18 protein-coding genes and 1 riboswitch are annotated in these 24,692 nt (G+C 66.1%); of the genes, 9 read left to right on the top strand and 9 right to left on the bottom strand.

All coding sequences use genetic code 11. The features are described from left to right. Positions 1 to 244: 244 nt before the first annotated feature. Positions 245 to 463 carry a hypothetical protein gene (locus tag P9239_RS13460; protein ID WP_206468213.1) on the top strand — a complete coding sequence of 73 codons (219 nt, stop codon included), beginning with the start codon at positions 245 to 247 and terminating at the stop codon, positions 461 to 463. A gap of 11 nt (positions 464 to 474) precedes the next feature. Here the strand turns inward: P9239_RS13460 and P9239_RS13455 are convergent, their stop codons facing one another. Beyond that, positions 475 to 3,030, bottom strand: coding sequence for an FUSC family membrane protein (locus P9239_RS13455; RefSeq protein ID WP_309751601.1), 2,556 nt, complete (start codon positions 3,028 to 3,030; stop codon positions 475 to 477). Positions 3,031 to 3,214: 184 nt separating this feature from the next. Here P9239_RS13455 and recC point away from each other — a divergent pair, with 184 nt between their 5' ends. Genes recC through arfB form a run of 6 tightly spaced genes read left to right on the top strand, consistent with a single transcriptional unit; the run spans position 3,215 to position 13,614 of the window. Then, positions 3,215 to 6,607 (top strand): exodeoxyribonuclease V subunit gamma, encoded by a 3,393-nt coding sequence (gene recC, locus P9239_RS13450; RefSeq protein WP_309751599.1) that lies wholly within the window; start codon positions 3,215 to 3,217, stop codon positions 6,605 to 6,607. A 5-nt stretch (positions 6,608 to 6,612) separates the two neighbouring features. Beyond that, positions 6,613 to 10,341, top strand: a complete 3,729-nt coding sequence (recB, locus tag P9239_RS13445) for an exodeoxyribonuclease V subunit beta (protein WP_404980092.1) — start codon at positions 6,613 to 6,615, stop codon at positions 10,339 to 10,341. Further along, a complete protein-coding gene (locus P9239_RS13440; protein WP_309751595.1) occupies positions 10,338 to 10,511 on the top strand; it encodes a hypothetical protein in 174 nt (57 codons plus the stop codon). The genes recB and P9239_RS13440 overlap by 4 nt, the downstream gene beginning before the upstream one ends. Next, complete coding sequence (locus tag P9239_RS13435; protein WP_309751593.1) at positions 10,508 to 10,681, top strand: hypothetical protein; 174 nt, start codon at positions 10,508 to 10,510, stop codon at positions 10,679 to 10,681. The genes P9239_RS13440 and P9239_RS13435 overlap by 4 nt, the downstream gene beginning before the upstream one ends. Further along, positions 10,678 to 13,176, top strand: a complete 2,499-nt coding sequence (locus P9239_RS13430) for an AAA family ATPase (protein ID WP_309751591.1) — start codon at positions 10,678 to 10,680, stop codon at positions 13,174 to 13,176. Before P9239_RS13435 ends, P9239_RS13430 begins: the two co-directional genes overlap by 4 nt. Positions 13,177 to 13,206: 30 nt before the next feature. Continuing rightward, positions 13,207 to 13,614: an alternative ribosome rescue aminoacyl-tRNA hydrolase ArfB gene (gene arfB / locus P9239_RS13425; protein WP_309751588.1), complete on the top strand. Its 408-nt coding sequence runs from the start codon at positions 13,207 to 13,209 to the stop codon at positions 13,612 to 13,614. Between the two features lie 43 nt (positions 13,615 to 13,657). Here the strand turns inward: arfB and P9239_RS13420 are convergent, their stop codons facing one another. The 6 genes from P9239_RS13420 to thiC form a co-directional block, all read right to left on the bottom strand. After that, complete coding sequence (locus P9239_RS13420) at positions 13,658 to 14,596, bottom strand: DMT family transporter (protein ID WP_309751586.1); 939 nt, start codon at positions 14,594 to 14,596, stop codon at positions 13,658 to 13,660. A gap of 134 nt (positions 14,597 to 14,730) precedes the next feature. Further along, a complete protein-coding gene (locus P9239_RS13415; RefSeq protein ID WP_309751584.1) occupies positions 14,731 to 16,332 on the bottom strand; it encodes an L-lactate permease in 1,602 nt (533 codons plus the stop codon). Positions 16,333 to 16,537: 205 nt separating this feature from the next. Beyond that, a complete protein-coding gene (locus tag P9239_RS13410) occupies positions 16,538 to 16,681 on the bottom strand; it encodes a hypothetical protein (RefSeq protein ID WP_309751582.1) in 144 nt (47 codons plus the stop codon). A 268-nt stretch (positions 16,682 to 16,949) separates the two neighbouring features. Beyond that, entirely contained in the window at positions 16,950 to 17,489 is a 540-nt protein-coding gene (locus P9239_RS13405) for a hypothetical protein (RefSeq protein ID WP_309751579.1), read from the bottom strand. Positions 17,490 to 17,696: 207 nt separating this feature from the next. Beyond that, complete coding sequence (locus tag P9239_RS13400; RefSeq protein ID WP_309751577.1) at positions 17,697 to 17,909, bottom strand: glycine zipper 2TM domain-containing protein; 213 nt, start codon at positions 17,907 to 17,909, stop codon at positions 17,697 to 17,699. Positions 17,910 to 18,163: 254 nt separating this feature from the next. Next, positions 18,164 to 20,095 (bottom strand): phosphomethylpyrimidine synthase ThiC, encoded by a 1,932-nt coding sequence (gene thiC / locus P9239_RS13395; protein WP_309751575.1) that lies wholly within the window; start codon positions 20,093 to 20,095, stop codon positions 18,164 to 18,166. 126 nt (positions 20,096 to 20,221) lie between these two features. After that, positions 20,222 to 20,364: riboswitch (TPP riboswitch) on the bottom strand. A gap of 305 nt (positions 20,365 to 20,669) precedes the next feature. On the opposite strand from thiC, the gene P9239_RS13390 reads away from it, so the two are divergent. Further along, positions 20,670 to 21,617, top strand: coding sequence for an EamA family transporter (locus P9239_RS13390; RefSeq protein ID WP_309751573.1), 948 nt, complete (start codon positions 20,670 to 20,672; stop codon positions 21,615 to 21,617). Positions 21,618 to 21,935: 318 nt separating this feature from the next. After that, positions 21,936 to 22,718, top strand: a complete 783-nt coding sequence (locus P9239_RS13385) for a DUF4397 domain-containing protein (protein WP_309751571.1) — start codon at positions 21,936 to 21,938, stop codon at positions 22,716 to 22,718. Between the two features lie 137 nt (positions 22,719 to 22,855). Here P9239_RS13385 and P9239_RS13380 read toward each other — a convergent pair whose 3' ends face one another. Beyond that, the gene (locus P9239_RS13380; RefSeq protein WP_040048920.1) at positions 22,856 to 22,990 is read right to left on the bottom strand and encodes an entericidin A/B family lipoprotein; all 135 of its coding nucleotides are present in this window, start codon (positions 22,988 to 22,990) and stop codon (positions 22,856 to 22,858) included. 155 nt (positions 22,991 to 23,145) lie between these two features. Next, positions 23,146 to 24,609 (bottom strand): sensor histidine kinase, encoded by a 1,464-nt coding sequence (locus P9239_RS13375; RefSeq protein WP_309751567.1) that lies wholly within the window; start codon positions 24,607 to 24,609, stop codon positions 23,146 to 23,148. Positions 24,610 to 24,692 lie beyond the last annotated feature (83 nt).

Genomic DNA, 24,692 nt, shown 5'->3' with positions numbered 1-24,692 from the left:
CACGTCCGGTCACTAGGTATTCCGGTCTTGCCCCTTGCAGCCCTCGCCGGAATCGGACGCGCATGGAATCGCGTTGAGTATGGCCAATGAGGCGCACCGCGTTCAAGCCGGGCGATGCAGCAGAGAATTTCGCGGGCTTCGTTCGCGTGGCGAAACGGCCGCAGCCGGGCGCAATCCAACTGAAAACCAGTGCGGGTACGATGCTGGCTTTATCTCGAAATTCGCAACGAGCCGCTGCGCCGCCATGACCGACAACCCTCGCCAAGATCGCCCGAACCTGCCGCGCAAGAAGAATCCGACCTTGGGCATTACCGTGTTCATCGTGGTCGTGGTGCTGCTGGTGATTTTTACGCTGCTCTTCAACGCGATCCGCGACAAGCGCGAGTTCGACGAGCACAACGCGCCGCCCGCCGCCGCGAGCGATGCGCGTCCGGCACTGCCGGCCACCGGCGCCTCACAGTAACGCGCTCGGTATCACGCGGGCAGGTGGATCTGCGTCGCGTCCTTGCGGATGAGCGCCGACGCAGTCAGCATCTGCTTGCATTGATGCGCGAGCAGCTTCAGATCCTGTATCGCATCCGCAGGCAGACTTTGAGCGCGTTCCGCTGCGGCGACCATGGAATCCAGATCGCGGCGCAGCGCCTTGATCGCATCGAACGACGCCGCGCCGTCTTCCTCCGACACCACCGCCTGCGCTTCCGACAAGTTGTCGCGCACGATGCCGAACGCGCGCTGCACCGGCTCGAACGATTGACCGTCCGCGTCGTTGAGCGCCTGCAAGAGCGGTGCTGCCGCCGTGATCTGCGAGGCGAGCACGTGACTCTGCACGAGCAGATCGTTGAGTTCGGCGACGTACCTTTGCTGCGCCTTCGGTTCGAGCATCATGCGCTGGAACGCCTGCGCGAGATTGGCGAACGCCACATGCACGTTCTTGCGCGCGAGGCGGTAGCCGTAGTCCCGGTCGAGCGCGGTAGCGACGACGGTCGCGGCAGCGGATGCGCCCTTGCTCGCGGTCGCCGCCGTGCTCTCTCCGATGCCCGCAGGCGATAGCCGCTCGGCTGTGACGCTCGCGGCCTTGATGGCGTTTGCCGCGACGGCGTGGGCTTCGGCTTCGGCCTGCCTCGGCGCCGCTGCGGATGCTTCGCTGGCCGCGTCGGCGGCGGACACCGCCTGCATCGCCGAGGCAAAGGCGGCGCGCGCCTGGCCGTCGGCAAAGACGGCGTTCGGCACGCCGATCGTGGCTGCGTTTGCCGCGGTGGCCGCCGAGGCCGCCGTGGTTGCGGTCGCCGCCGTCCGCGCCGCGCCCGCCGCCGTCTTCGCCTTCCAGCGCCAGCTTGCTTCGAGATAATTGCGCGTCGCGGCGAGCAAGTCCTTCACGAGCTTGCCCATCAGCCGATATTCCCAGTACGGGAACAGGTGGCTCGCCGCAATGGCGATCGCACAGCCGACGACCGTGTCGATGGCCCGCTCGCCGATCAGCCGCAAGCTGCCGGGCGCGAGCAGGTGGAACATCAGGAGCACATAGCTGGACGTGAACACGACGCTGCCCGCGTAGTTGAACAGCAGCAGGCTGTAACTCATCACCATGGACGCGAACATGGCGACGAGCAGAATATGCGGATCTTTCACGAGCAGAATCAGCGCGATGGTGACCGCGCAGCCGATTGCCGTGCCGATGATCCGCTGCGTGTTGCGCTGCTTGGTGAGCGAATAGCCGGGTTTCAGGATGATGACCGTGGTCATCACGATCCAGTACGCGTTGGTGAGCGGCAAGAGCCTGCCGAGCCAGAAGCCGACACCCACCGCGATCGTCACGCGCAGCGCATGGCGAAAGCTGGGCGATGCCATGGTGAGGTTCGAGAAAATCTGCCTGAACGGCACGCGGCGGCTCGAAATGAAACGCGAGAGCGCGTGGTCGATCTGCAATTCGGTTTCGGTCAGACTCGCGTCGTCGCGTGTGCGGCGGCGCATTTTGTCGATGAGACGCGTCGCGCTCCAGAGCCGCCGGAACACCGCCGCCGCCGCCGCATACGCCTCCGGATTCTTTTCCGGCAGCGCGTGCTTGCGCATGAGTTCGAGTTCGTATTCGATCGCGCGCAACTCGGCCTTCGTGCTGATCTGCTTGGGCGCGGGACGATTCTGCAGCACCGCGAGCCCGATCTCCTGCAAGTCTTCGCCCGCCTTGCGCATCAGGTCGCGATAGAACACGAGCACGTCCGAGCCCGCGAACGTCTTGCGCACGAGCGGATAGTCCGTATGCGCGCCGACAAAAAACTCGTGAAGATCGACGACGTTGATGAAGAGGTTGAAAAGCCGCGCGCGCCGCGCATCCAGCTTGCCGGTTTTCACCTTCGGCAGATTGCGCAGCACGATCTCGCGCGCGCCTTCCTGCTGCTCGACCGCCGCAATCTGCTTTTCGATCAGCTTTCTGTAGCACTCGTCGAGATCGGCGTCGCTGTCATAAAACTCGGCGCGCGCCTGAAGGTATTCGGCGCAGCTGAAGATGCTCTGCGCGAGCGCCTGCCGCTCGATCCGATAGACGAGCAAATGCGACACGAGCGTGGCCCAGTACGTGTACCAGAGCCCGCCTAGCAGAATCCACGACGCATTGATGAGCGCCTGCATCGGCGTGAAATGCTCTTCCAGCGTCACGATCATCATGAAGAGCGTGGCGAAGCTGATCTGCGGCCAGCGGTTGCCGTAGACCACGATCAGCGAGAGCACGAACGTGAGCGGCACCACGGTCAGCCAGAGCGTGAGCGGATTCGCCGTCGCGATGCCGGTGGCAAGGGCCGAGAAGAAGCCGATGAACGTGCACGCCAGCATCTCGTTGTGCTTGTGCTTGAGCGGGCCGGGCATGTCGACGACGCATGCGCCGAGCGCGCCCGTCGCGATGGTGAAGCCGAGCTCGCGGTTGTGGAACACCGTGAGCATGAGCACCGCGGGCAGCGAGATGCCGAGCGCGCAGCGCAAGCCGCCAAAGAAGTACTGGCTGTAAATGAACTTCCTGATTTCGAACGAATAACGCATCGACTTCCTGTCTGGATGCTCGGGGGCGGGCAAGGGCGTTGTCGAGTCTAACCCAACTCACCGAGCCTTCGGACCTCGGCCGAATGGCCGAGTTCTCGGCACGCACGCCCCTTTGTTATGCTGGCGCTTGATTTGACAAAGCTTTGCCTTTCGCGGCTTTCTGAGCGCATCCCGACCGCCTTCCATGCTCGAACTCTTCTACTCGAATCGCCACGAAACGCTTGCTGCCGCGCTCTTCGAAGACCTTGACGCCTTCGCCATGCGCGAGAGCGATCCCTTCGCGAGCGAGGCCGTGATCGTGCCGAGCGCGGCCGTGCGCCGCCGGCTGGAACTCGACATGGCCGAGCGTTTCGGCATCTGCGCCAACGTGCAGTTCTGCTATCTCGCGCAGTGGCTGTGGGCGCAGATCGGCCGCGTGCTGCCGGTGCCTGCGCACTCGCCGTTCGCGCCGGACCGGCTCGCGTGGCGCTGCTATCGCCTGTTCGACGAACCCGCGTTCCGGCAAGCGCCGCGTCTGTCGACGTATCTGAACGCCGCCGACGATTCCATGCGCTACGAACTCGCGCGCCGCATCGCCACTGTGTTCGATCACTATCTGACTTATCGCCCGGAATGGCTCACGCACTGGCAGGCGGGCGGCTCGATTCTCGCGGGCGGCGGCGCGCAAACCGAGGCGCGCGGGCCGCATCTGCCCGGCGCGAGCGACATCCAGCGCCAGGACGAACACTGGCAGGCGGCGCTGTGGCGCGCGCTGCTGCAAGACCTCGCATCGCCGGATGCAGATCATGATCCGACGCCGCCCGCGTACCGCTTTCTCGCGGAAGTGCCGCGATTCGATCTCGATACCGTGATGCGCGCCGAGTGGCCGCGCCGCATCAGCGTGTTCGCTTTGCCGACGATGCCGCCGCTGCACATCGCGCTGCTGCGCGAACTGTCGCGCTGGATCGACGTGCGCATCTACGCGCTCAATCCGTGCCGCGAGTTCTGGTTCGACATCGTGAGCGAGGCGCGCGTCGAGCAATTGCAGTTGAAGGGCGAGGCGGACTTTCAGGAAGTCGGGCATCCGCTGCTCGCGGAGTGGGGGCGTCAAACGCAGGCGCAGCTTCACATGCTCAACGAGCTGACGGAGAGCGCCGCGTCCAGCGAACGCGAACTGTTCGAGGAGAACCCCGCGCCGACGTGGCTCGCGCGCGTGCAGAACGGCATTCTCACGCTGGACGAGGACAACGCTTGGCCGCAGCCGGAAGAGATCGTCGATACGGGCGTGGAAGTGCACGTCTGCCATAGCCTCTCGCGGCAACTCGAAGTGCTGCACGACCGCCTGCTCGACTGGTTCGACTCGATAGAAGGGCTGGAGCCGTCCGACGTGCTCGTCGCGTTTCCGGACCTGGCGGTGGCCGGCCCGCTGATCGACGGCATCTTCGGCACGGCGCCGGCGGGCGCGAGCAACGAGCGGCGGCGCATTCCGTATCGCATCACGGGCTTGCCGCCGTCGCAGGCGAATTCCGTCGCGCGTGCCATGCTCGACTGGCTCGCGCTCGCCGAGCGCGGCGTCGGCGCGCCCGAGCTGATCGAGTGGCTGCGCGTCGATGCGATCGCCGCGCGCTACGGCATCGACGCCGCATCGCTCGAAACGGCGCAGGAATGGCTCGCGCAGGCAGGCGCGCGGCGCGGGCTGCGGCCCGACGAAGTGACGAGCGAGCACGTGCCCGCCGCGCGCCACACCTTCGCCGATGCGCTCACGCGCCTCTTTCTCGGCTATGCGCTGCCCGGCGGCGGCGCGCCCGTCGCGGACTGGTTGCCGGTGGAAGGCGCGCAAGGCTCGGAGGCGGAACTGCTCGGGCGCCTCACGCACTTCATCGACGATATCGACGCCTTCGCGAAGGAAATCGAAGCGCCGCGCACAGCGCGTGCGTGGGGCGATCTGCTGCAGGATGCGCTCGCGCGTTTCTTCGATAGCGGCGTCGCGTTCAACGACACCATCGGCGACGTGCGCCACGCCATCGACGCGCTCGTCGTCGCCATCGACGAAGGGGCGCGCGACACCGAGGTGCCGGCCGCCGTGATCCGCACCGCGCTCACCGACACGCTCGACGATCCCGCGCGCGGCGGCGTGCCGTGGGGCGGCGTCACGTTCTCGTCGCTCACGAGCCTGCGCGGCTTGCCGTATCGCGTCGTGTGCCTGCTCGGCATGGACGACGGCATGCTGCCGAGTCTCACGCGCGCCGACGAATTCGACCTCATGGCGAGCTTCGGCAAGCTCGGCGACCGCCAGCGGCGCGACGACGAGCGCAATCTCTTTCTCGACTTGCTGCTTGCCGCGCGCGACCGGCTGATGATCGCGTACACGGGCCGCAGCATTCGCGACAACGCCGTGCTGCCGCCCGCCGCGCTGATCGACGAACTGCTCGATTATCTGGGGCAGGCCGTGGCGGGCAAGCATGCCGCGCCCGAGGCGCTGCGGGCGGCGCGCGCGTTGTTCGTTCACGAGCATCCGCTTCAGCCGTTCGCGCCAGAGTATTTCGAGCCGGGCGGCCGGCTTTTCACCTACGAGCCCGAGCGGGCAGAACTGGCGCGCGCGCTCGCGGCGGGGCGCACGCACGGCAGTCCGCCGTTCTTCGCCACGCCGCTGCCGCCCGAAGAAGATGAAGACATCGTCGCGTTCGACGATTTCGTGCGTTTCTGGCGGCACCCGGCGCGCGCGCTGCTGCGCGACCGTTTGGGCATTGCGCTCGTGGATGCCGACGCCGAACTCGACATCACCGAGCCGTTCGAACTGGGCTTCGCAGGCCGCGATGCGCTGGCGGCGCGCGTGCTGCCGTCGCTGCTCGATGCGGCGGACGAGACGGCAGCGCGCGTGCGCGAACGCGCCCGCCACGTCGCGCGCACGAGCCCTGAAATGCCCGGCGGCGCGACCGGCGCGGTCTGGCAGGCGCGGGAGATGCACGCGCTCGCGCATCTGGCGGACCGCATCCGCGTGTCGGTGGCAGAAGGCGTGACGCGGCTGCCGTTCGCGCTCGATATCGCGCCGCGCTGGCCTGACAGCGATGGCGTGGCGCTCTTCGCCGCACACGACGACACGCTCATCGACGAGCGGCCGTTCACGCTCGCCGGCACGCTGAATCGCCTGACGCCGCAAGGGCAGGTGATCTACCGCTACGACCAGCCGCGCGCCCGCGACTATCTCTCGGCGTGGCTCACGCACCTGGCGTATTGCGCGGCGCTGCCGGACGGTCCGCGCCGCACGGTCTGGCACGGGCGCGGCGGGCAGTCGGCGGATTTCGAACTGGCGCCCGTTGCCGATCCGCTTGCGCATCTCGGCACCCTTGCGGCGCTGTATCGCGCCGGACGACGCATGCCGCTGCGCTTCTTTCCAAAGAGCGCGTGGCTCAAGCTGGCCGAAGGCGATGCCAAAGCGCACGCCGCTTGGGAGTCCGATCGCACGCGGGCCGAGTCCGACGATCCGGCGTATCGCATTGCCTTTCGCGGTGAATCTCTGTCGCTCGACGAACGTTTCGCCGCGCTCGCGCGCATCGTATTCGAACCGCTTCGGCAGCATTTGCGGAGCGGCGCATGACCACCATGACTGACGTTGTGAACAACGAAACCGTGCAGGAACTCGACGTCTTCGCCTGTGAACTCGATGGCGTCAACCAGATCGAGGCGTCCGCCGGAACGGGCAAGACGTGGAACATCTGCGCGCTGTACGTGCGCCTGCTGCTGGAAAAACAGTTGAGCGTCGAGCGCATTCTCGTCGTCACGTTCACGAAGGCCGCGACCGCCGAGCTGCACGAGCGCATCCGCACGCGGCTCGCAGGCGTCGCGCATGCCATCGAAAACGGCGACGCGGCGGGCGATCCGTTCATCGAGCGGCTCTTCGAAACCACGCTCGAACAGATGGACCAGGACGAGGCGCTGCAACGCATCCGCATCGCGCTGCATAGCTTCGATCAGGCCGCTATCCACACGATCCACGCGTTCTGCCAGCGCGCGCTGCAGGAAGCGCCGTTCGCCGCCGCGATGCCGTTCGCGTTCGACATGGAAGCCGACGACAGCACGCTGCGCTTCGAACTTGCTGCGGACTTCTGGCGCGAGCGCGTCGAGCCGGCGGCGGCGCGCGTGCCATCGTTCGCGGCGTGGCTCGTCGCTAAGGGCGCGGGGCCGGCATCGCTCGATGCGCAGCTTGCGCGCCGTCTGAAAAAGCCGCTCGCGGCGCTGCGCTGGGGCGACTTGGTTTCTGCACAAGCCGCAGAAAGCGCAGACGCGCAGGCGCTTTTCGACGAAGCTTGCGCCCTATGGCATGCGGAGCGCGACGCGATCGCCAGGCTGCTCTTCGACGCCGAAGCCATGCTTAAGCAGACGTCGCACAAGCGGTCGATGATCGAAGCCGCCATCGACGCGTGGGCCGAGTATTTCGCCGATGCCGACTGTCACGCGCCGCCGCCGAAAGACGCGCTGAAGATCACCGCGTCGGCGCTCGCGAAGGGCACCAAGGTCAAGCACACGCCGCCCGCGCATCCGTTCTTCGAGCATGCCGAGACGCTTGCTGCGGCGGCGGCTGCCGCGGAGGCCACGCAGCGCGCGCTGTGGCTCGATATCGTGCGGGAATGGCTTGAATACGCGCCGGCGGAGTTGTCAGCCAGAAAGCGCGCGCGGCGCGTCGTGTCCTTCGACGATCTGCTCTCGAACCTGCATCACGCGCTCGTCAAACATGCGTGGCTCGCGCAGGCGCTGCGCGAGCGTTATCCGGCGGCGCTCATCGACGAGTTCCAGGACACCGACCCGCTGCAGTACGCCATCTTCAACCGTGTGTTCGCGCCGCACGGGCCGCTCTTCCTCGTGGGCGATCCGAAGCAGGCCATCTACAGTTTTCGCGCGGCCGACCTGCACACGTATCTCGCGGCGCGCGACGGCGCGAGCGCGCGCTATACGCTCGCGGTGAACCAGCGCTCGACGGCGCGGATCATCGAGGCGTGCAACCGCGTGTTCGGCGCGAATCCGTCGGCGTTCATCCTCGACGGGCTCGACTATCAGCCGGTGCGCGCGGGCACGCGCTCGCGCGGTCCGTTCGTCGACGCGACGCCTGCCGCCGCGTATTCGGATACTGCGGATTTCTGCGTGTGGATGTTGCCGCACGGCGAAGAGGCGCTCTCGAAGACAAACGCGCAGCGCGACGCGGCCGAGGCGTGCGCCGCCGAAATCGCGCGGCTTCTGCGCGGCGCGCAGCGTGGCGAAGTGCGCATCGGCGACGCGCCGCTTTGTGCGGGCGATATAGCCGTGCTCGTGCAGACGCACCGGCAGGGCAGCATGGTGAAGCGCGTGCTCGCGGCGTGGGGCGTCGGCAGCGTGGAGCTGGCGCAGGCGTCGGTCTTCGGCTCGCTCGACGCCGAGCAGATCGAGCGCGTGCTCGCGGCCATCGACACGCCGGGCGACTTGCGCCGCTTGCGCGCCGCGCTCGCGACCGACTGGTTCGGGCTCGATGCGGCCGCGCTCTGGCGTCTCGAACATGCGGTTTCCATAGCGGATGCGCACGACGATCCAAACGACAACGCGAACGACTCGACGAGCTGGGTCGAGCGTTTCTCACGCTATCGCACGATCTGGCACGAGCGCGGCTTCGCGGTGATGTGGCGCACGCTCACGCGCGAGCTATCCATTGCGGCGCGCCTCGTCACGCGTCCGGATGGTGAGCGCAGGCTTACGAACATCAATCATCTCGCGGAACTGTTGCAGGCGCGCTCGGTCGAGCAGCCCGGCATCGCGCCGACGCTGCGCTGGCTCGCCGCACAGCGCGCGCAGCAGGGCGGCGGCGAGGACGCGCAACTGCGGCTGGAGTCGGACCGCAATCTCGTGCAGATCGTGACGGTCCACAAGTCGAAAGGGCTGGAGTACGCGGTCGTGTTCTGCCCGTTTCTCAACGACGGCGCATCGCGCGACGCGGCGAAATCCGGCTTGCCCGACGCGAAGGAGTACCACGACGAGGCGGGCGAAGCGGTGCTGCACTATGGCATCGACGAGGACGAGTCGAAGGAGGTGAGCGCTGCCATCGCCCGCGAGCAGGCGGCGGAACGCGCGCGCCTCGTCTATGTCGCGCTGACGCGGGCGGTCTATCGCTGCTACGTGGTCGCGGGCGTGTATATGTCGAACGTCTCGAACAAGTCGACGAAGGAATCGCGACGAAGCGTGCTCAACTGGCTCGTGGCGGGCGCCGGGCAGGACTTTGACGCGTTCTGCGAGGAGCCGCCCGACGAAGCGGGCATCGTCGCCGCGTGGCACGCGCTGGAAGCGCAGGCCGATGGCGCAATCGGCGTGTCGCCGTTGCCCGTCATCGGCACGCGAGAGCCGCTTGCCGCCGATGCTGCCGGCACGCATGAGATGACCGCGCGCACCAATCAGCGTTTGTTGCGGGACCGCTGGCGCATGGCGAGCTTCAGTTCGCTGATCGCAGCCGGCGCCCGCGACGAAGCCAACCAGCCGCAGCCGGTCGAAGCGCGGCCCGATCACGACGAACTCGCGGATCTGAACGTGCCGCTCGCGCCGGAAGCCGCGCCGCGAGACGAAACCGCGCTCGCCGACGACGACATTCTCGCGTTTCCGCGCGGGGCGGCGGCGGGGGAATGTCTGCATCGCATGTACGAACTCGCCGACTTCACGCAGCCGGCGACGTGGCCCGGCGCCATCGATCGCGCGCTGCGGGAGCATCCGACGCCCGCGCCCGAGCCGCTTGCCAGGCGCCTGAAGCCGATGATGCAGCGCCTGCTCGCGGACACCGTCTCGACTGAAATCGCGCCGGGCTTGCGTCTTTCGCAAATTCCGCCGACACGGCGCATGAATGAACTGGAGTTTCTGTTTCCCGCGCCGTCGCTGGATTTTGCGGGACTGCGGCGGATTCTCGCCGCGCACGGCTATCCGGACGTCGCGCTCGAAGCGGGCGCGTTGCGCGGCTTTATCAAGGGGTTCATCGACATGATCGTGGAGCACGAGGGGCGCTACTGGATCATCGACTGGAAGTCGAATCATCTGGGCGAGCGCCCCGCGGACTACAGCGCCGCGCCGCTCGCCGACGCGATGGCGCACCACGCGTATCACCTTCAGGCGCTCGTGTATGTCGTCGCATTGCACCGGTATCTGCGCGCACGGCTTGCGGCTTACGACTACGAGACACACGTCGGCGGCTATCTGTATTTGTTCGTGCGCGGCGTGCGCCCTGACTGGCGCGACGGCGACGGGCCGAGCGGCGTGCATAGCGGACGCCCGCCGCTCGCGCTGGTCGAGGCGCTTGATCGGGTGATGTCCGGAGGCGCGGCATGAGGACGATTAACGTGGGCGTTCACGCATCGCGGATCGCGGACGAAAGCCGCGCTCGACCGGCTGATGTGCGCGGGCGTGGCATGAGCACGATGCACGTAGATGTGCCGGTATCGCGCTTCGCGGACGAAAGCACGGCGCTCGACGGGCTGATGTCCGGAGGCGCCGCATGAGCACGAAGGAGTTGGATTCGCCGGCATCGCGCTTCGCGGACGAAAGCCGCGCCGGACCGGCTGATGCGCGCAGGCGTGGCATGAGCACGAGCAACATGAATGTGCAGGCATCGCGCGTCGCGGCGGAAAGCGCGGCGCTCGACCGGCTGATGTCCGGAGGCGCGGCATGAGCACGATGGTCGTCAATCCTCCGGCATCGCGCGTCGCGGACGAAAGCGCGGCGCTCGCCGAAGGTTTCGCGCGGCGCATGGGCGAACTGTCGCGGCGTTCGGGCGCAAGCGCGAACGCGGTGGCCTGGGCCGAACGCGCGGCAGTCGCGATCAGCCGTGCGACGGCGCTCGGGCACGTGTGTATGCCGCTCGCCGCGCTCGCGCGCCGCCACGGCGAACGCCCGAGCGACGCACGCAAGGCGCTGCTCGCAAGCGGCGTCGCCTGTCTCGCCCGCACGCAGCCGGCCATGCAGGCGGCGGATTTGCTGCCGCTTGTCATCGATGAAGACGGCCGCCTGTATCTCGCGCGCTACTTCGACTACGAGCGGCGGCTCGCGGGCGCGCTCGTCGAGCGGGCGAACGCGGCGCGCGTGCCGGTATCCGGACGTGAGCTTGCGGCCCATGCTGCACGCGTCGCCCGTTATTTCGGGCCGGGCGCGGGCGATGAGATCGACTGGCAGCGCGTCGCGGCGCTCGTCGCGCTGGCGGGAAGACTGACCATCGTGAGCGGCGGTCCGGGCACGGGCAAAACGACGACGGTGGTCGGCGTGCTCGCCTGTCTGCTCGATGCGGATCCGAATCTGCGGATCGCGCTCGCCGCGCCTACCGGCAAGGCCGCACAGCGGATGCAGGAGGCGTTGATCGAGCGCGCGGACAAGCTGCCTCCCGAACTCGCGCAACGCTTGCCGCGCACGTCGTTCACGTTGCAGCGCCTTCTCGGCGTGTTGCCGGACGGCGGCTTTCGGCATCATCGCGACAATCCGTTGCCGTACGACGTGATCGTCGTCGACGAAGCGTCGATGATCGACGTCGCGCTCGCAGCGCATTTGCTCGAAGCGGTCGCACCGACGAGCCGGCTCGTGATGCTCGGCGACAAGGATCAGCTATCGGCGGTCGAAGCGGGCGCGGTGTTCGCGGAACTGAGCGCGCAGCCGTCGTTCAGCGAGGCGGGCGCGCGGCGGATCGCCGAGTCGCTCGGCGTGGACTACGCGCGTCTGCGGGCGGCGCTGCCGCACGGTTCTCGTTCGGATTACTCAACGGACGACGACCTGGAAGACGAAGCATTCGACATGGCGCCTGAGGCGACGCAAAGCGCAGGCGAGGGCGCTCTGTCTGCGTCGGGAGACGTGCGACGCGATGAACCCGAGGTTCCGGTTGTGTCGAACCGGAGCGCTGCGCCGTTGCGCGCGGCATCGGCGTCACGAACGCAAGCAGTATTCGATGACGAGGGTTACGCCGACCTTTTCGCGACCATCGACACGGAGTGGTATCCGGAAGACGAAGGCAGCGGCATTGCGCTGGACAACAAGAACGACGATCGCGGCAAGCGGGACGCGCTGGACGCGCGCATGGAGCAGGGCGGACAAGGCGAGCGTAGGCAGCATGACGAGCGTAGCCGGCGCGACCAGGCCAATCAGCGCGACGAGCGTAACTCGCAACAAGAGCGAAATCACGACAACGAGCCGGATCAAGCCGACGAGCAGAACCGGCACAACCTGCGAAACCAGCGCATCCAGTACCCGAACGCGCACCACGCGCACCAACAGCACCACCCCCTCGGGCGAACCGACGTCCCGCTCACCGACAGCGTCGTCTGGCTCGCGCGCAACTATCGCTTCGGGCTGGATTCGGCGATTGGCCGCTTGTCGATTGCGATCCGCGACGGCCATGCCCAAGCCGCGCTGGATGCGCTCGAAATCAGGCAATCGCCCGCAGCGAACGGCGCCGCCGCTCTCGACGCCCGCGCCGCCGTGCTTCTAGACGACGCGCACGCCGCGCTGTCCGACCGCACGCTCGCGCATCTGGCGAAGGGATTCGCACCCTACGCGGACGCGCTCTCGTCCGTTCTCGAAGCGCGGCGCGCGGCGTTGAGCGGGATGCAATCCGACGAAACGCGTCTCTTCGACGCGCTGAACCGCTTCCGCGTGCTCTGCGCGATGCGCAAGGGTCCGCGCGGCGTCGACGAGGTGAACGCGCGCATGGCGGCGAAAGTGCGCGAGCACGCGGGCATCCCGCTTGCGCTCGGTGCTCAATGGTTCGCCGGGCGACCGATCATCGTCACGCGCAACGACTACGCGCTCGGGCTATTCAATGGCGATATCGGCATTGCGCTGCCGGGCGCGGACGGCGCGCTGCGCGTCGCGTTCCGCATGGCCGACGGGTCGCTCCGCTACGTCTCGCCCGCTGCGCTTCCGCCGCACGACACGGCTTTTGCGCTCACGGTCCACAAGTCGCAGGGCTCGGAGTTCGAGCACGCGGCGCTGGTGTTGCCGGGGACTTTCGTGCGCGTGCTGTCGCGCGAACTGGTGTACACGGCCATCACGCGGGCGAAGCGCCGAGTCGAGGTGATCGGCTCCGCGGAGATTTTCGCGCAGGCGGTGACTGCGCCGACGCGCCGCGACTCCGGCCTCGCGGCGAGAATGATGCGGTTGATGCGCGCGGGCGGCGCAGCGTAGACGGCGTGTGTGTTCGAAGGAGTCACTTTCATGATCGATACCCTCGCGATTGCGCCGGGCGAAATCGAGTTGACGGCCGTTCGCGCGCAGGGCGCGGGCGGGCAGAACGTCAACAAGGTGTCGAGCGCCATTCATCTGCGCTTCGATATCCGCGCGTCATCGCTGCCGGAGCACATCAAGGCGCGTCTGCTCGCGCTCGCCGATAGCCGCGTCACGCGCGACGGCGTGATCGTCATCAAGGCGCAGGAGCATCGCACGCAGGACATGAATCGTGCGGCGGCGCTCGCGCGTCTCGACGAACTGATTCGCAGCGTGAGCGTCACCCGCCGCAAGCGCATCGCGACAAAGCCCACGCGTGCATCGCAGGTGCGCCGGGTGGAAGGGAAAGTGAAGCGCGGCGCTGTGAAGGCAGGGCGCGGGCGCGTGAGGGACGAGTAGGACGAACGGAGCAGAGCCGGACCAGTCGGAGGGGCAAGGGCAGCTACCGCGCAAGCGACTTCCGCGCGACGAACGGCACGCGTTTCACGACGCCCGTCGCCAGCGCCGTTCCTGCGAGCACGACAGCGCATCCTTCCAGCATGACGAGCGAGACATGCTCGTCGAGAAACAGCGCGCCCCACAGAATGCCGAAGAGCGGGATGACGAAAGTGACCGTCATCGCGCGGGCGGGGCCGGCGGATGCCACGAGCTTGAAGTACAGAAAATAGGCGATGCCCGTGCAGCACACGCCGAGCGCGATCACGGCCTCCCACGCGTGGGCGGAGACGGGCGTCGCGGGCCATGTCATTGCGGCGAGCGGCGCAAGCGCCACGGTCGCGCCGATCATGCTGCCGGCGGCGTTCGTGGTCGCGTCGACGTCCATCAGGTACTTCTTCGCGAAGTTGCCCGCGACGCCGTACAGCGCCGATGCCGCCAGCGCCGCGGCCGCCGCCAGCAGCCCGCGCGCGGGCAACGCCGTCGCGCCCGCGTCGTGTGCGCCCTGCGTCGCGATCTGGTTCCACACGAGCAGCAGCACGCCCGCGAAGCCGATCGCCATGCCGATGGTGCGCATCGTCGTCAGGCGGTCCTTGAGCCACATGTAGGCGACGAGCGCGCCCCAGAGCGGCGTCGTCGCGTTGATGACGGACGTGGCGCCCGCCGACAGCGTGAGTTCGGCGAAGGCGAAGAGGCAGAACGGCGCGGCCGAATTCAGAATGCCGACGACGAAAAGCGGCACGGCGCGCTTGCGCATCGTCGTGAGCGTGCCGGCCCACGGGCGCCGCGCGAGCAGCATCGCGACGAGAAAGAGCGCGCCGATGCCCACGCGCACGGCCATCAGCGGCGCGACGCCGAACTCGGCGACACCCACGCGGATGAACAGGAACGACGCGCCCCACATGGCGGCAAGGATGACTAATTGAAACAAATTGACGATGGACATGACGATTGCGGACTTCGAGCCTGCTTGTGAAAGTCCGCGCATGTTACACCGTGCCGCGCGCCGCGCAGCGATTGCCCAACGAGACCGCAAGAAGCAGGAGTGCGCCCCGGCACCGACCGGGGGCGCGGGCGTCGTTAGTGCGGGGGAATCATCCACGTGAGCACATTCTGTTGCAGCCAGACGAGCACGCCGAGAATGATGGTGAGAAGGATCGAATGCTTGAAGGTGCGCGCGAAGACGAGGCCTTCCTTGCCCTTGAGTTCGGTCGTCGCCACGCCCGTCGAGATGTTCTGCGGCGAGATCATCTTGCCCATGACGCCGCCGGACGAGTTGGTCCCCGCCATCAGCACCGGATTCAGATTGAGCTGATGCGCGGCCACCACTTGCAGATTGCCGAAGAGCGCATTGCCCGACGTGTCGCTGCCCGAGAGGAAGACCGCGACCCAGCCGAGAAACGCCGACACGAGCGGAAACAGCGGCCCGACCGACGCCACGCCGAGACCAAGCGTGTAGTTCATGCCCGAGTAGTTCATCAGATAGGCGAGCCCGACGATGGTCGCCACCGTCAAGATAGCGATGCGCGTCTGCACCCACGTATCGACGATCGCCGCGCCGAATTCACGCGCCGGCAGTTTCACGAGCGCGGCCGTGATGATCGCCGCGACCAGAATCGCCGTGCCCGTGGCAAGCGGCTGGAAGTCCCAGATCGCGCCGTAAGGCTGGTTGTAGAGCGTGATGTAGACGGCCTTGTCGAGCCCCGGCCAGGCGACCTTGACGTCGCCGATCAGGAAAATCTTCGCCACCGTCCACACGATCACGACCACCGAGACCACGATCCACGGCAGCCATCCTTGCCCGCCCGAGAGCGCCGCGCGCGTGTCGCCCGCACGGTCGACGTTCACCGCGAAGCGTTCGTCGGGCGCGGGTTTCCAGACGCACAGGAACGCAATCGTCAAAATCAGCGAGATCAGCGACGAGAGCACGTCCGTCAGCGCATAGCTGATGTAGTTCGACGTGACGAACTGCGTGAGCGCGAATGCGCCGCCCGAAACGAGCAGCACGGGCCACACGCGCATCATGTTGCGAAAGCCCGCGTACACGGCGATCACGTAGAACGGCAGAAAGAACGCGAAGAGCGGCAACTGGCGGCCGACCATTTTCGCGAGTGCGTCCGTCGGCAGATGCGTGACCGCGCCGAGCACGGTGATCGGCACGCCCAGCGCGCCGAACGCCACCGGCGCCGTGTTGAAGATCAGCGTGAAGGTCAGGGCTTCGAGCGTCGGAAAGCCGAGCAGGATCAGAAGCGAACTGGTGATGGCGATCGGCGTGCCGAAGCCCGAGATGCCTTCGAGCAGCGCGCCGAACGAAAAGCCGATCACGACAAGCACGATGCGCCGGTCGTTCGGCAGGTTATCGACCATCCACAGGCGAAAGGCTTCGAAGCGCCCGGAACGCTGCGCGACGTTATAGAGCAGAATCGCCGCGAACACGATCCACATGACCGGCCACAGCGCGAAGACCGCGCCTGCCGCGACCGAGTTCAGCGCGAGCCCGACGGGAAAGTGCCAGCCGGCGATCGCGATGACGAGCGCGGCGATCAGCCCCGCCAGCGACGCCTGCCACGCCGGGCGGCGCGCCCAGCCGAGCAGCACGAGCACGATGATGATCGGCAGCGCCGCGACGATGAACGACAGCGCCAGTGAATTGGCAATCGGGGTGAGTAGCTGATGAAACATCGCGTCTCCTTTTTTTTCTGTGGTGGCGAAGCGGCGGCCGCTGCCGCCATGCGCGCGGAGTTCGATGTTTCAGTCGCGGACGCAGGCGACGTGCGCCGTCTTAAGCGCCGGCGTAACACGCCCACTAAGAATATGTGACAGATGAACCGCGTCAAGCGGTGAAAGCCCGCGTACCTGCGCGTCGGCGCGGGCCGTCAGCCGTGGATCAACCTTCGACGGCCGCGGCGGTTGCCGCCGCCGTCGCGCCGCTGTCGCGGTTCGCAGGCGGCGTTTGCCCGCGGAATACCCAAACGGTCAGAAGCGCAATCGATGCGAGCATCCAGAGCAGAAAAAATACGAAGGCCATCATGTCCTGTTCCCCGAGAACGAAGTGGGCGACGGCTGCGCGCCGTCGCATCGCGGCATTTAGGGACGGTAGATAGCCAGAATCGTGCCAATTGTCTGTCCAATTCCGCCAAAGCCTTGTCGGAAAAGGAAAGTGAGGGATCGCACGCGACGAACGCAGTGCCTGAGGCGGCGCGCGGCATCGGAAAATGTTTCAGGTTCGTTACGGGACGCCGAATGAACGGCTACGGAGCGCCGATTTTCGTAACGCGGACGAACAGATGCCGCGTGAGTCAGCGGCCGCGTCCGCCTCCGTGACCGCCTCCTCCGTGCCAGCCGCCGCCGTAGCCGCCTTGCCACGTGCCGCCGCCGTGCCAGCCACCGCCGCCGTGCCAGCCACCGCCGCCGTGCCAGCCACCGCCGTGGTGCCAGCCTCCGCCATGCCAGCCGTGGCCCCAGCAGCACCCGCCGCCCCAGTAGCCGAAACCGACGGAAATCGCCGGATAGCCATATGCGTAGTACGGGGGATAAGGATAGGGATAGCCGTAGGCCGGATAAGCGCCGTAGTACTCGGCGTATGGCGACACGGCGGAGTAGGGCACCTGTTCTGTCGTATAGACGGTGCCGGTCCCCGGGACCGCCGATGCGCCCGATGCGCCCGACGCACCCTGCGCCGGCAACGCGAATTCACGCTGCGCATAGACGGCGCTCACAGTCGGGTAAGACGCAGCGGGATAGTCCGGATAAGGCGGGTAATAACATCCGCTGACGATGAGCCCCGTGGCCAGCGCGGCAACGGCGCTCCGTGCGGGCATCTTGCGTGCGGAAATCATGATGCTGCTCCTTGGCATGACCTTCTGGACTCTTCGGGTTCGATTATTTCGAGAGAACCGGTCCGTTAAAGAGTAGCTTAGTCGATCGATGCGTGACGGGCGTCGCGGCGCCCTGTGTGGAACGATGGCCGGAGTCGCTTCCTGTAACAGACATGAAACAACGCGCGGCGCCGACTGTCGACTGCCGCACGCCGATGGGCTACTGCGTCACTTGCCGACCTGGTTGCCGATCACGCCGCCGACCGCCGCGCCGCCCAGCGTCGACAGTGCGCTGCCGCCGATCACAGCCCCGCCCGCTGCGCCGACGCCCGCGCCGATGGCGGTATCGCGCTGACGCGTGCTCATGTTGTCGCAGCCGGTCATTCCGGCGAAAAGAGCTACGAGCATTGCTGCGGCGCCGATTTGTTTGATGTTTTTCATGTCGACTCTCCAGTGATGATGGAATGAATCGGCTGCGGCGTGACTCCGGACGAAACGACGGTCCGGCGCGCATGCCGCGCTTTTTTCGCCGGTTCGTCCAAAGACCAGCAGGAAAGATGCCCGAATCGTCTGAATGAGCTCACAGCCTTGCCACGTAACACTGGGGGGGAGCGGCGCACTCGAAAACGGCCTGTCGCACTCGCCGCGCGACAGGCCGTTTCGGGTCAGGCTTTCAGTGCGTCAGAGACGGCGCATCACGTCGGCTGATAAATCTCCGCGCCCTTCTTCACGAACTCGATCGCCTTGGTCTGCATGCCGTGCGTGAGCGCGTCGGTTTCGCTCACGCCTTGCTTCGCCGCGAAGTCGCGCACGTCCTGCGTGATCTTCATCGAGCAGAAGTGCGGACCGCACATCGAACAGAAATGCGCGACTTTGGCGGAGTCTTTCGGCAGCGTCTCGTCGTGGAATTCGCGCGCCTTGTCCGGGTCGAGGCCGAGATTGAACTGGTCTTCCCAGCGGAATTCGAAGCGCGCTTTCGAAAGCGCGTTGTCCCGAACCTGCGCGCCGGGATGGCCTTTGGCCAGATCCGCCGCGTGCGCCGCGAGCTTGTACGTGATGATGCCTTCCTTCACGTCGTCCTTGTTCGGCAAGCCGAGGTGCTCCTTCGGCGTGACATAGCAGAGCATCGCAGTGCCGAACCAGCCGATCATCGCGGCGCCGATGCCCGAGGTGATGTGGTCGTAGCCCGGCGCGATGTCGGTGGTGAGCGGCCCGAGCGTGTAGAAGGGCGCCTCGTCGCACCATTGCAGCTGCAGGTCCATGTTCTCCTTGATGAGCTGCATCGGCACGTGGCCCGGGCCCTCGATCATCACCTGGACGTCGTGCTTCCATGCGACTTGCGTGAGTTCGCCGAGCGTCTTCAGCTCGCCGAGCTGGGCTTCGTCGTTCGCGTCGTAGATGGAGCCGGGGCGCAGGCCGTCGCCGAGCGAGAACGAGACATCGTATTGCTTCATGATTTCGCAGATGTCCTCGAAGTGCTCGTAGATGAAGCTCTCCTTGTGATGCGCGAGGCACCACTTCGCCATGATCGAGCCGCCGCGCGACACGATGCCGGTCATGCGGTTCGCCGTCAGCGGCACGTATTGCAGGCGCACGCCCGCGTGAATGGTGAAGTAATCGACGCCTTGCTCCGCCTGCTCGATCAGCGTGTCGCGGAAGATTTCCCACGTGAGGTCTTCGGCCTTGCCGTTCACCTTTTCCAGCGCCTGATAGATGGGCACCGTGCCGATCGGCACCGGCGAATTGCGGATGATCCACTCGCGCGTCTCGTGGATATGCTTGCCGGTGGACAGGTCCATCACCGTGTCGCCGCCCCAGCGGATCGCCCAGGTCATCTTGTCGACTTCCTCGCCGATGGACGAGCTGACCGCCGAATTGCCGATGTTCGCGTTGATCTTCACGAGGAAATTGCGGCCGATGATCATCGGCTCGCTTTCCGGGTGATTGATGTTCGCGGGAATGATCGCGCGGCCGCGCGCCACTTCCTCGCGCACGAACTCGGGCGTGATTTCCTTCAGCGCGTCCTTGCCGAACGCCGCCGCGCCGAACGCCTGTCCGGGATGCTGGCGGCCCATCATCTGCGCGAGCTTTTCGCCATTCGGGCCGCTCTTGCGCAGGCTTTCGAGATATTCGGCGCGGCGCTGGTTCTCGCGAATCGCGATGTATTCCATCTCCGGCGTGACGATGCCCGCGCGCGCGTAGTGCATCTGCGTGACGTTCTTGCCCGCGACGGCGCGGCGCGGCTTGCGGTGCAGGCCGGGAAAGCGCAGTTCTGCCGTCTTCGGGTCGGCGGCGCGCTCGCGGCCGAATTCGCTCGACAGGCCCGCCAGTTCTTCCGTGTCGCCGCGTTTCTCGATCCAGCCGGCGCGCAGCGCGGGCAGTCCCGAGCGGATGTCGATCTTTGCGTCCGGGTCGGTGTACGGACCGGACGTGTCGTACACGTACACGGGGGGATTCTTCTCGCCGCCGAAGCCGTCGGGCGTATCCGACTGCGTGATTTCGCGCATCGGCACGCGAATGTCCGGCGTCGAACCGGTCACGTAGACCTTGCGCGAGTTCGGCAGCGGCGCGATGGCGGCGGCGTCGACGACGGCGTTTTCCGACAGAAACTTGGGATTGGCATTCATGTGCTGTCTCTCCTGTGGGACGTTTTGACATGCGAGCGTTGCCGCGCTCGGCTGACTCAGGAGCTAAACAGGGAGGAACGAGACGGAAAGGTACGAGTCCGGAAGAAGTGGTCTGATGCGGCGCGACCGTCGAACTCGAACGCTTCCCTGCGCTGGCATTATCCAGATCAGGTTCAAAGGGTATTTCTCACCCGCGCCGCACGAGGCGATTACGCACGATGAAACCGGCCGCAATCGCGATGTGCAACGCAGGACCCCCGCGTTAGCAGCCGCCACATTACACCGCACCGTGGCGTGTTGGCAACCATCAGAAAATTCGTCCGGCGATTCGTCGATCGCGCGGGGCGCTTACTGCATAATGTCGCTCGCCGCGGCCTGCGTGTTTTCCCTGACCGCTTCGCGGCCGCAATCGACGCCCCGCGTCGTCCGCTGTTCTTCCCTGCGCACGCGTTCGCACTCCAACCGTTTCGCCATGTCGTCCTGTTTCGTTTGTCGCGCCGGAGCTTCCGCCCGTTTAATTGCCGTCTGTCGGGCAGAAAGCACGGCTCAGTCTTGCGCGGTCGCCGGATAACGCATGTCCAATCCGCCGCTCAAGCCGCCGCGTCTCCCCGTCACGCTTCCCGATCGCTTTCCGTTCCGCGCGCCGCGTTCGCACAAGGGACAAGTCGCGCTCGCGCTGGCGGTCGTGTATCTGGTGTGGGGATCGACGTACCTCGCCGTGCATCTCTCGCTCGCGTCGTTTCCGCCGCTTCTGCTTTCCGGCTTGCGCAATCTGTTCGCGGGCATCGGGCTCTTTGTTTTGGCGGCGCGCCGCAAACCCGTCTGGCCGACGCTGGCCGAAGTGCGCAACGCCGCGCTCGTCGGCACGCTGCTCGTCGGCTTGTCGAGCGGGATGCTCGCTTACGGCATGCGCACCGTCGAGACCGGGACCGCCGCCGTGATGGTCGCCACCGTGCCGCTTTTCGCGACGATCATCGCCGCGCTCACGGGCCGGCGCATCGCGAAGGGCGAGTGGGTCGCGGTCGGGCTCGGGCTCGTCGGCATCGTGTTGCTCAACCACGGCGATTCGGCGTCCGGCTCGACGGCGGGCAGCATCGCCATTCTGTGCGGCGCGATTTTCTGGGCGGGCGGGGCGCATCTTGCGAGCCGCGTGAAGCTGCCGTCGGATCTCTTCCTGTCGACGGCGCTGCAAATCGGCCTCGGCGGTTCCATTTCGACGGCGGTCGCGTTGCTCTCGGGCGAGCGGCTAGCGAGCATCGGCTTCGTGCCGGGGCTGTCGTTCTTGTATCTGATGCTGATCGGGACGATGGCCGCGTATGTCGCGTATGGCTTTCTGATCCGGCATACGAGCCCGATTATCGCGAGCAGCTGCATGTACGTGAATCCGGTCGTGGCTGTTTTGCTCGGCGCGTTGCTGCTCGGTGAGGCGATCACGCGCTGGACCGTGATTGCAACGGTCGTCATTCTCTTGAGCGTGGGGCTTTCTTTCTGGTTCGATTATCGGCGGCGGGGGCTGGTCTGAGCGCCTCGCGTTCCTGCCGTTTGTAGGAAACGCGCCCACGTCGCGGTGCGAGCATCGTTCGCACATGTCTTCCCACTCATCCCGAGCAATTCCTCTAACGAAAGCTTGCGCCTTGCGCGGCAAGGCTTCGCGTCCCGCCAACGCCGCTCATGCACCGCGACAGGGCACAGGCGTTGCTCTTTTCCCGCCACCCGCGCACGCGTCATTCCGATGAAACAAAGACGCGTGACGCGCGGCGAGGAAGCGGCGCCACAGGGACACGCCCGACGCCCGCGACCTTCTTCACACCATCAACGATCAGAAAAAGGAAGGTGGCACATGAAGCCCATCCGCACCGTTACGGCACTCGCCGCTGTTGCTTCGATCCTGTCCGCTTGCGGCGGAAGTTCGGACGACGTCGGCAAGGAACTCGGCCTCACGCAAGCACAGGTTCATTTCATCCACGCGATTCCGAGCGGTCCGAACGTCGACTTCTATGACAACGGCAACGTTTTGCAACCGAACCTCGGCTACAAGACCGTGACCAACTTCGCGAACATCGGCACGGGCCAGCACAACTTCGCGTATGCGGCCGTGAACACGACCACCACGCTCGCCTCGGATTCGAGCATCAGCAACGCGGCGAAAGGCCACGAATATACGGTGGTCGCATTGCCGGACGCGGGCCTTGTGCCGTCGATCGCCGTCATCGACGATCCTTTCGACAAGGGCCTGCTCTCGACGAGCGCGCGCGTGCGCGGCTTCAACGCATCGGCGAACGCGCAGAATCTCGACTTGTATCTGGTTGCGCCGGGCACGGACATCACGGCCGTCAGCCCGACGATGGCGGGCGTCGCGTTCAAGAGCGCGGTGCCGGCGAGCACGCAGGACTCGATCTACGTCTCGGGCGGCACGTATCAATTGATCGCGACGCTGCCGGGTTCGAAGACGCCGGTGTACAAGTCCGCTTCGTTCGATCTCGGCAACAATGCGGACTGGCTCGTGACGACGCTGCCTTCGGGCAATGCGCTGTCGCAGGTTGTGCCCGACAAGATTCGCGTGCTGGTCGCGCAAGGCGGCAACACGCAAACGCCGGCGCTGGAGTTGCCGGACACGCAGTAAGAAACATTTCGTCGAGCCGAAAAGAAACCCGCCCGAGCTATCGGGCGGGTTTCTTCTTTTCGCACGCACGAAAAAATCCCGCCGCGAATCGCGGCGGGAGACAGGAGACTACGCTTCTTTCTTGTGAACCCGTCGGCTTACTTATGCTCTTCCGCCGAGTTCGAGATAGCCTGGCCGCCCTTCGAAAGGTCCTGACCTGCGCCCGAGATGGTGTTGCAACCTGCCAGCGCAGCGGTGCCCGCGATCAGCAGCAAAGCGATGATTCGAGTCATGTTCAATCCCCTTGAAGTGAAGTGTCTGGATTGGCCGCTGCATGTTCGATGGGCCTCACCGGTGTGAATAATCTTAAAAAAGCGCCCGAGCGCGCGCTGTAGGCACTGATGTGTTTTTTTTGTCGGCGGACTCCGCATTTGACGTCAGCATCGTCCTACGCGGCGGCGCGCGTCGGCGCTGCCGCTGTGTCGCCGTGTACGCGATCGCGCGGCATCGACACGCGAATGCGCGTGCCGTGCGGCGTCGCGCGCTCTATCTCGAAGCGCCCGCCGCGCGCCGACACGCGCTGCCGCATGCCGACGAGTCCGTGCGTCTGCGTGCGCTTCAAATCCTGCGGGCGGATGCCAACGCCGTCATCGGAGATATCGAGCGCCACATTCGCCGAATCGAGCGTCAACGCAATACAGATGCGACTCGCACGCGCGTACTTCGCGGCGTTGGTGAGCGTTTCTTGCGCGACGCGAAAGAGGGCGATCTCGACGGCTTCGCCGAGCTTGACGTCGTCCTCCGGCAGCCTGGCTTCGAGCGTCCAGCCGTTGCGCTGCGCGGCTTCGTCGGCGAGCGAACGCAGCGCGGTCACGAGACCGAAGTTCGCGAGCACGGTCGGCCGCATGTCCTCGATGATGCGGCGCTTGAGCGCTATGCCCTGATCCAGATTGCCGATGGCGCGCGACAGTTTCTCGGCCATCGCCGGTTCCGATTCACGCAGCTTGCCGCGCACCCACGCGACGTCCATCTTGCTCGCCGTCAGAATCGAGCCGAGTTCGTCATGCAGTTCGCGCGCGAGCTGCGTTTTCTCGTCTTCGCTGACGGATTGCAGATGCCAGGCAAGCGCCTCCAGTTGACGCGTGCGTTCGAAAACGAGCCGATCCAGTTCTTCCTGCTGCGTGATGAGTTCCTTCTGCACGCGGTCCTGTTTATCGAGTTGAATGCCGAGATTACGAAACAGCAGCAGAAACAACACGATGTTGAGCGCGCACAACGCGGCGACGCACAGCGTCGAGATTCGCTGGTCGGCGCGGCTTGCGTCGAGCGCGTGCTGCGCGCGCTGGTCTTCGTTCAGGCGCAGGAGCGAGAGCGCGGCATCGAGCGTCGTGTCGTTACCGGCGGATGCATCGGCGGACGTTTGCGACGACGGCGACGCGTTTCGCTCGATCGCCTCGTTCGCCGCCGCGCGGATCTGCGCGAAGCTCGCGAGCGCCGTGTCGTCGCCGATACGGCGGTAGTAGGCGTCGAGCGTGGCGAGCGCGCGCTTCACGTGCGCTGCGGTTCCATCGAACTGCGCCTTGTAGGCGGCGTCCGGTTTCAGCGCGAGGGCTTGTCCCTGCGCGGAAAGCGTCGCGATGTCCGCCGCCAGCGCGGAAAGCTGCGCGGTCGCGCTCTTCGCGTCGAGCGCCGTCTCGTATTCGGCAGCGATGCGCATGCGCCCGGATTCCAGAATCACGAGCCCGCCGACAGTAATGACGATAGCGACCGTCATCGCGACGGCCCAACTATAGCGATGCATCCATTCGTTAAAGCGCGTGATGCCCGCGCGTTTCGACGGGCTCGTCTCCGGTGCGGGCGGCGGGTGGTCCGGCGTGATGCCGGGCAGCGCGGCGTTGGGCGAGTGGCTCATGGCGTGGTTCTTTGGCAACGACGAGGCAGATGGCCGCATCGCGCAGCCGATTTGAAAGCGAATGTCGGTGGATTCTCACAGCA

This window comes from Caballeronia sp. LZ062 (assembly GCF_031450785.1).
Taxonomy (GTDB): domain Bacteria; phylum Pseudomonadota; class Gammaproteobacteria; order Burkholderiales; family Burkholderiaceae; genus Caballeronia.
Note: the sequence above shows the minus strand (reverse complement) of the source record. Positions and strands in the feature narration are given on the sequence as shown.

Excerpts from the sequence above, each read along its gene's own strand:
- P9239_RS13390 (WP_309751573.1), top strand. The coding sequence starts at position 20,670 with ATGTCCAATCCGCCGCTCAAGCCGCCGCGTCTCCCCGTCACGCTTCCC.
- arfB (WP_309751588.1), top strand. The coding sequence starts at position 13,207 with ATGATCGATACCCTCGCGATTGCGCCGGGCGAAATCGAGTTGACGGCC.
- P9239_RS13420 (WP_309751586.1), bottom strand. The coding sequence starts at position 14,596 with ATGTCCATCGTCAATTTGTTTCAATTAGTCATCCTTGCCGCCATGTGG.
- P9239_RS13405 (WP_309751579.1), bottom strand. The coding sequence starts at position 17,489 with ATGATTTCCGCACGCAAGATGCCCGCACGGAGCGCCGTTGCCGCGCTG.
- thiC (WP_309751575.1), bottom strand. The coding sequence starts at position 20,095 with ATGAATGCCAATCCCAAGTTTCTGTCGGAAAACGCCGTCGTCGACGCC.
- P9239_RS13380 (WP_040048920.1), bottom strand. The coding sequence starts at position 22,990 with ATGACTCGAATCATCGCTTTGCTGCTGATCGCGGGCACCGCTGCGCTG.
- P9239_RS13440 (WP_309751595.1), top strand. The coding sequence starts at position 10,338 with ATGAGGACGATTAACGTGGGCGTTCACGCATCGCGGATCGCGGACGAA.
- P9239_RS13375 (WP_309751567.1), bottom strand. The coding sequence starts at position 24,609 with ATGAGCCACTCGCCCAACGCCGCGCTGCCCGGCATCACGCCGGACCAC.
- P9239_RS13415 (WP_309751584.1), bottom strand. The coding sequence starts at position 16,332 with ATGTTTCATCAGCTACTCACCCCGATTGCCAATTCACTGGCGCTGTCG.
- P9239_RS13435 (WP_309751593.1), top strand. The coding sequence starts at position 10,508 with ATGAGCACGAAGGAGTTGGATTCGCCGGCATCGCGCTTCGCGGACGAA.
- P9239_RS13460 (WP_206468213.1), top strand. The coding sequence starts at position 245 with ATGACCGACAACCCTCGCCAAGATCGCCCGAACCTGCCGCGCAAGAAG.
- P9239_RS13385 (WP_309751571.1), top strand. The coding sequence starts at position 21,936 with ATGAAGCCCATCCGCACCGTTACGGCACTCGCCGCTGTTGCTTCGATC.
- P9239_RS13430 (WP_309751591.1), top strand. The coding sequence starts at position 10,678 with ATGAGCACGATGGTCGTCAATCCTCCGGCATCGCGCGTCGCGGACGAA.
- P9239_RS13455 (WP_309751601.1), bottom strand. The coding sequence starts at position 3,030 with ATGCGTTATTCGTTCGAAATCAGGAAGTTCATTTACAGCCAGTACTTC.
- P9239_RS13400 (WP_309751577.1), bottom strand. The coding sequence starts at position 17,909 with ATGAAAAACATCAAACAAATCGGCGCCGCAGCAATGCTCGTAGCTCTT.
- recC (WP_309751599.1), top strand. The coding sequence starts at position 3,215 with ATGCTCGAACTCTTCTACTCGAATCGCCACGAAACGCTTGCTGCCGCG.
- recB (WP_404980092.1), top strand. The coding sequence starts at position 6,613 with ATGACTGACGTTGTGAACAACGAAACCGTGCAGGAACTCGACGTCTTC.
- P9239_RS13410 (WP_309751582.1), bottom strand. The coding sequence starts at position 16,681 with ATGATGGCCTTCGTATTTTTTCTGCTCTGGATGCTCGCATCGATTGCG.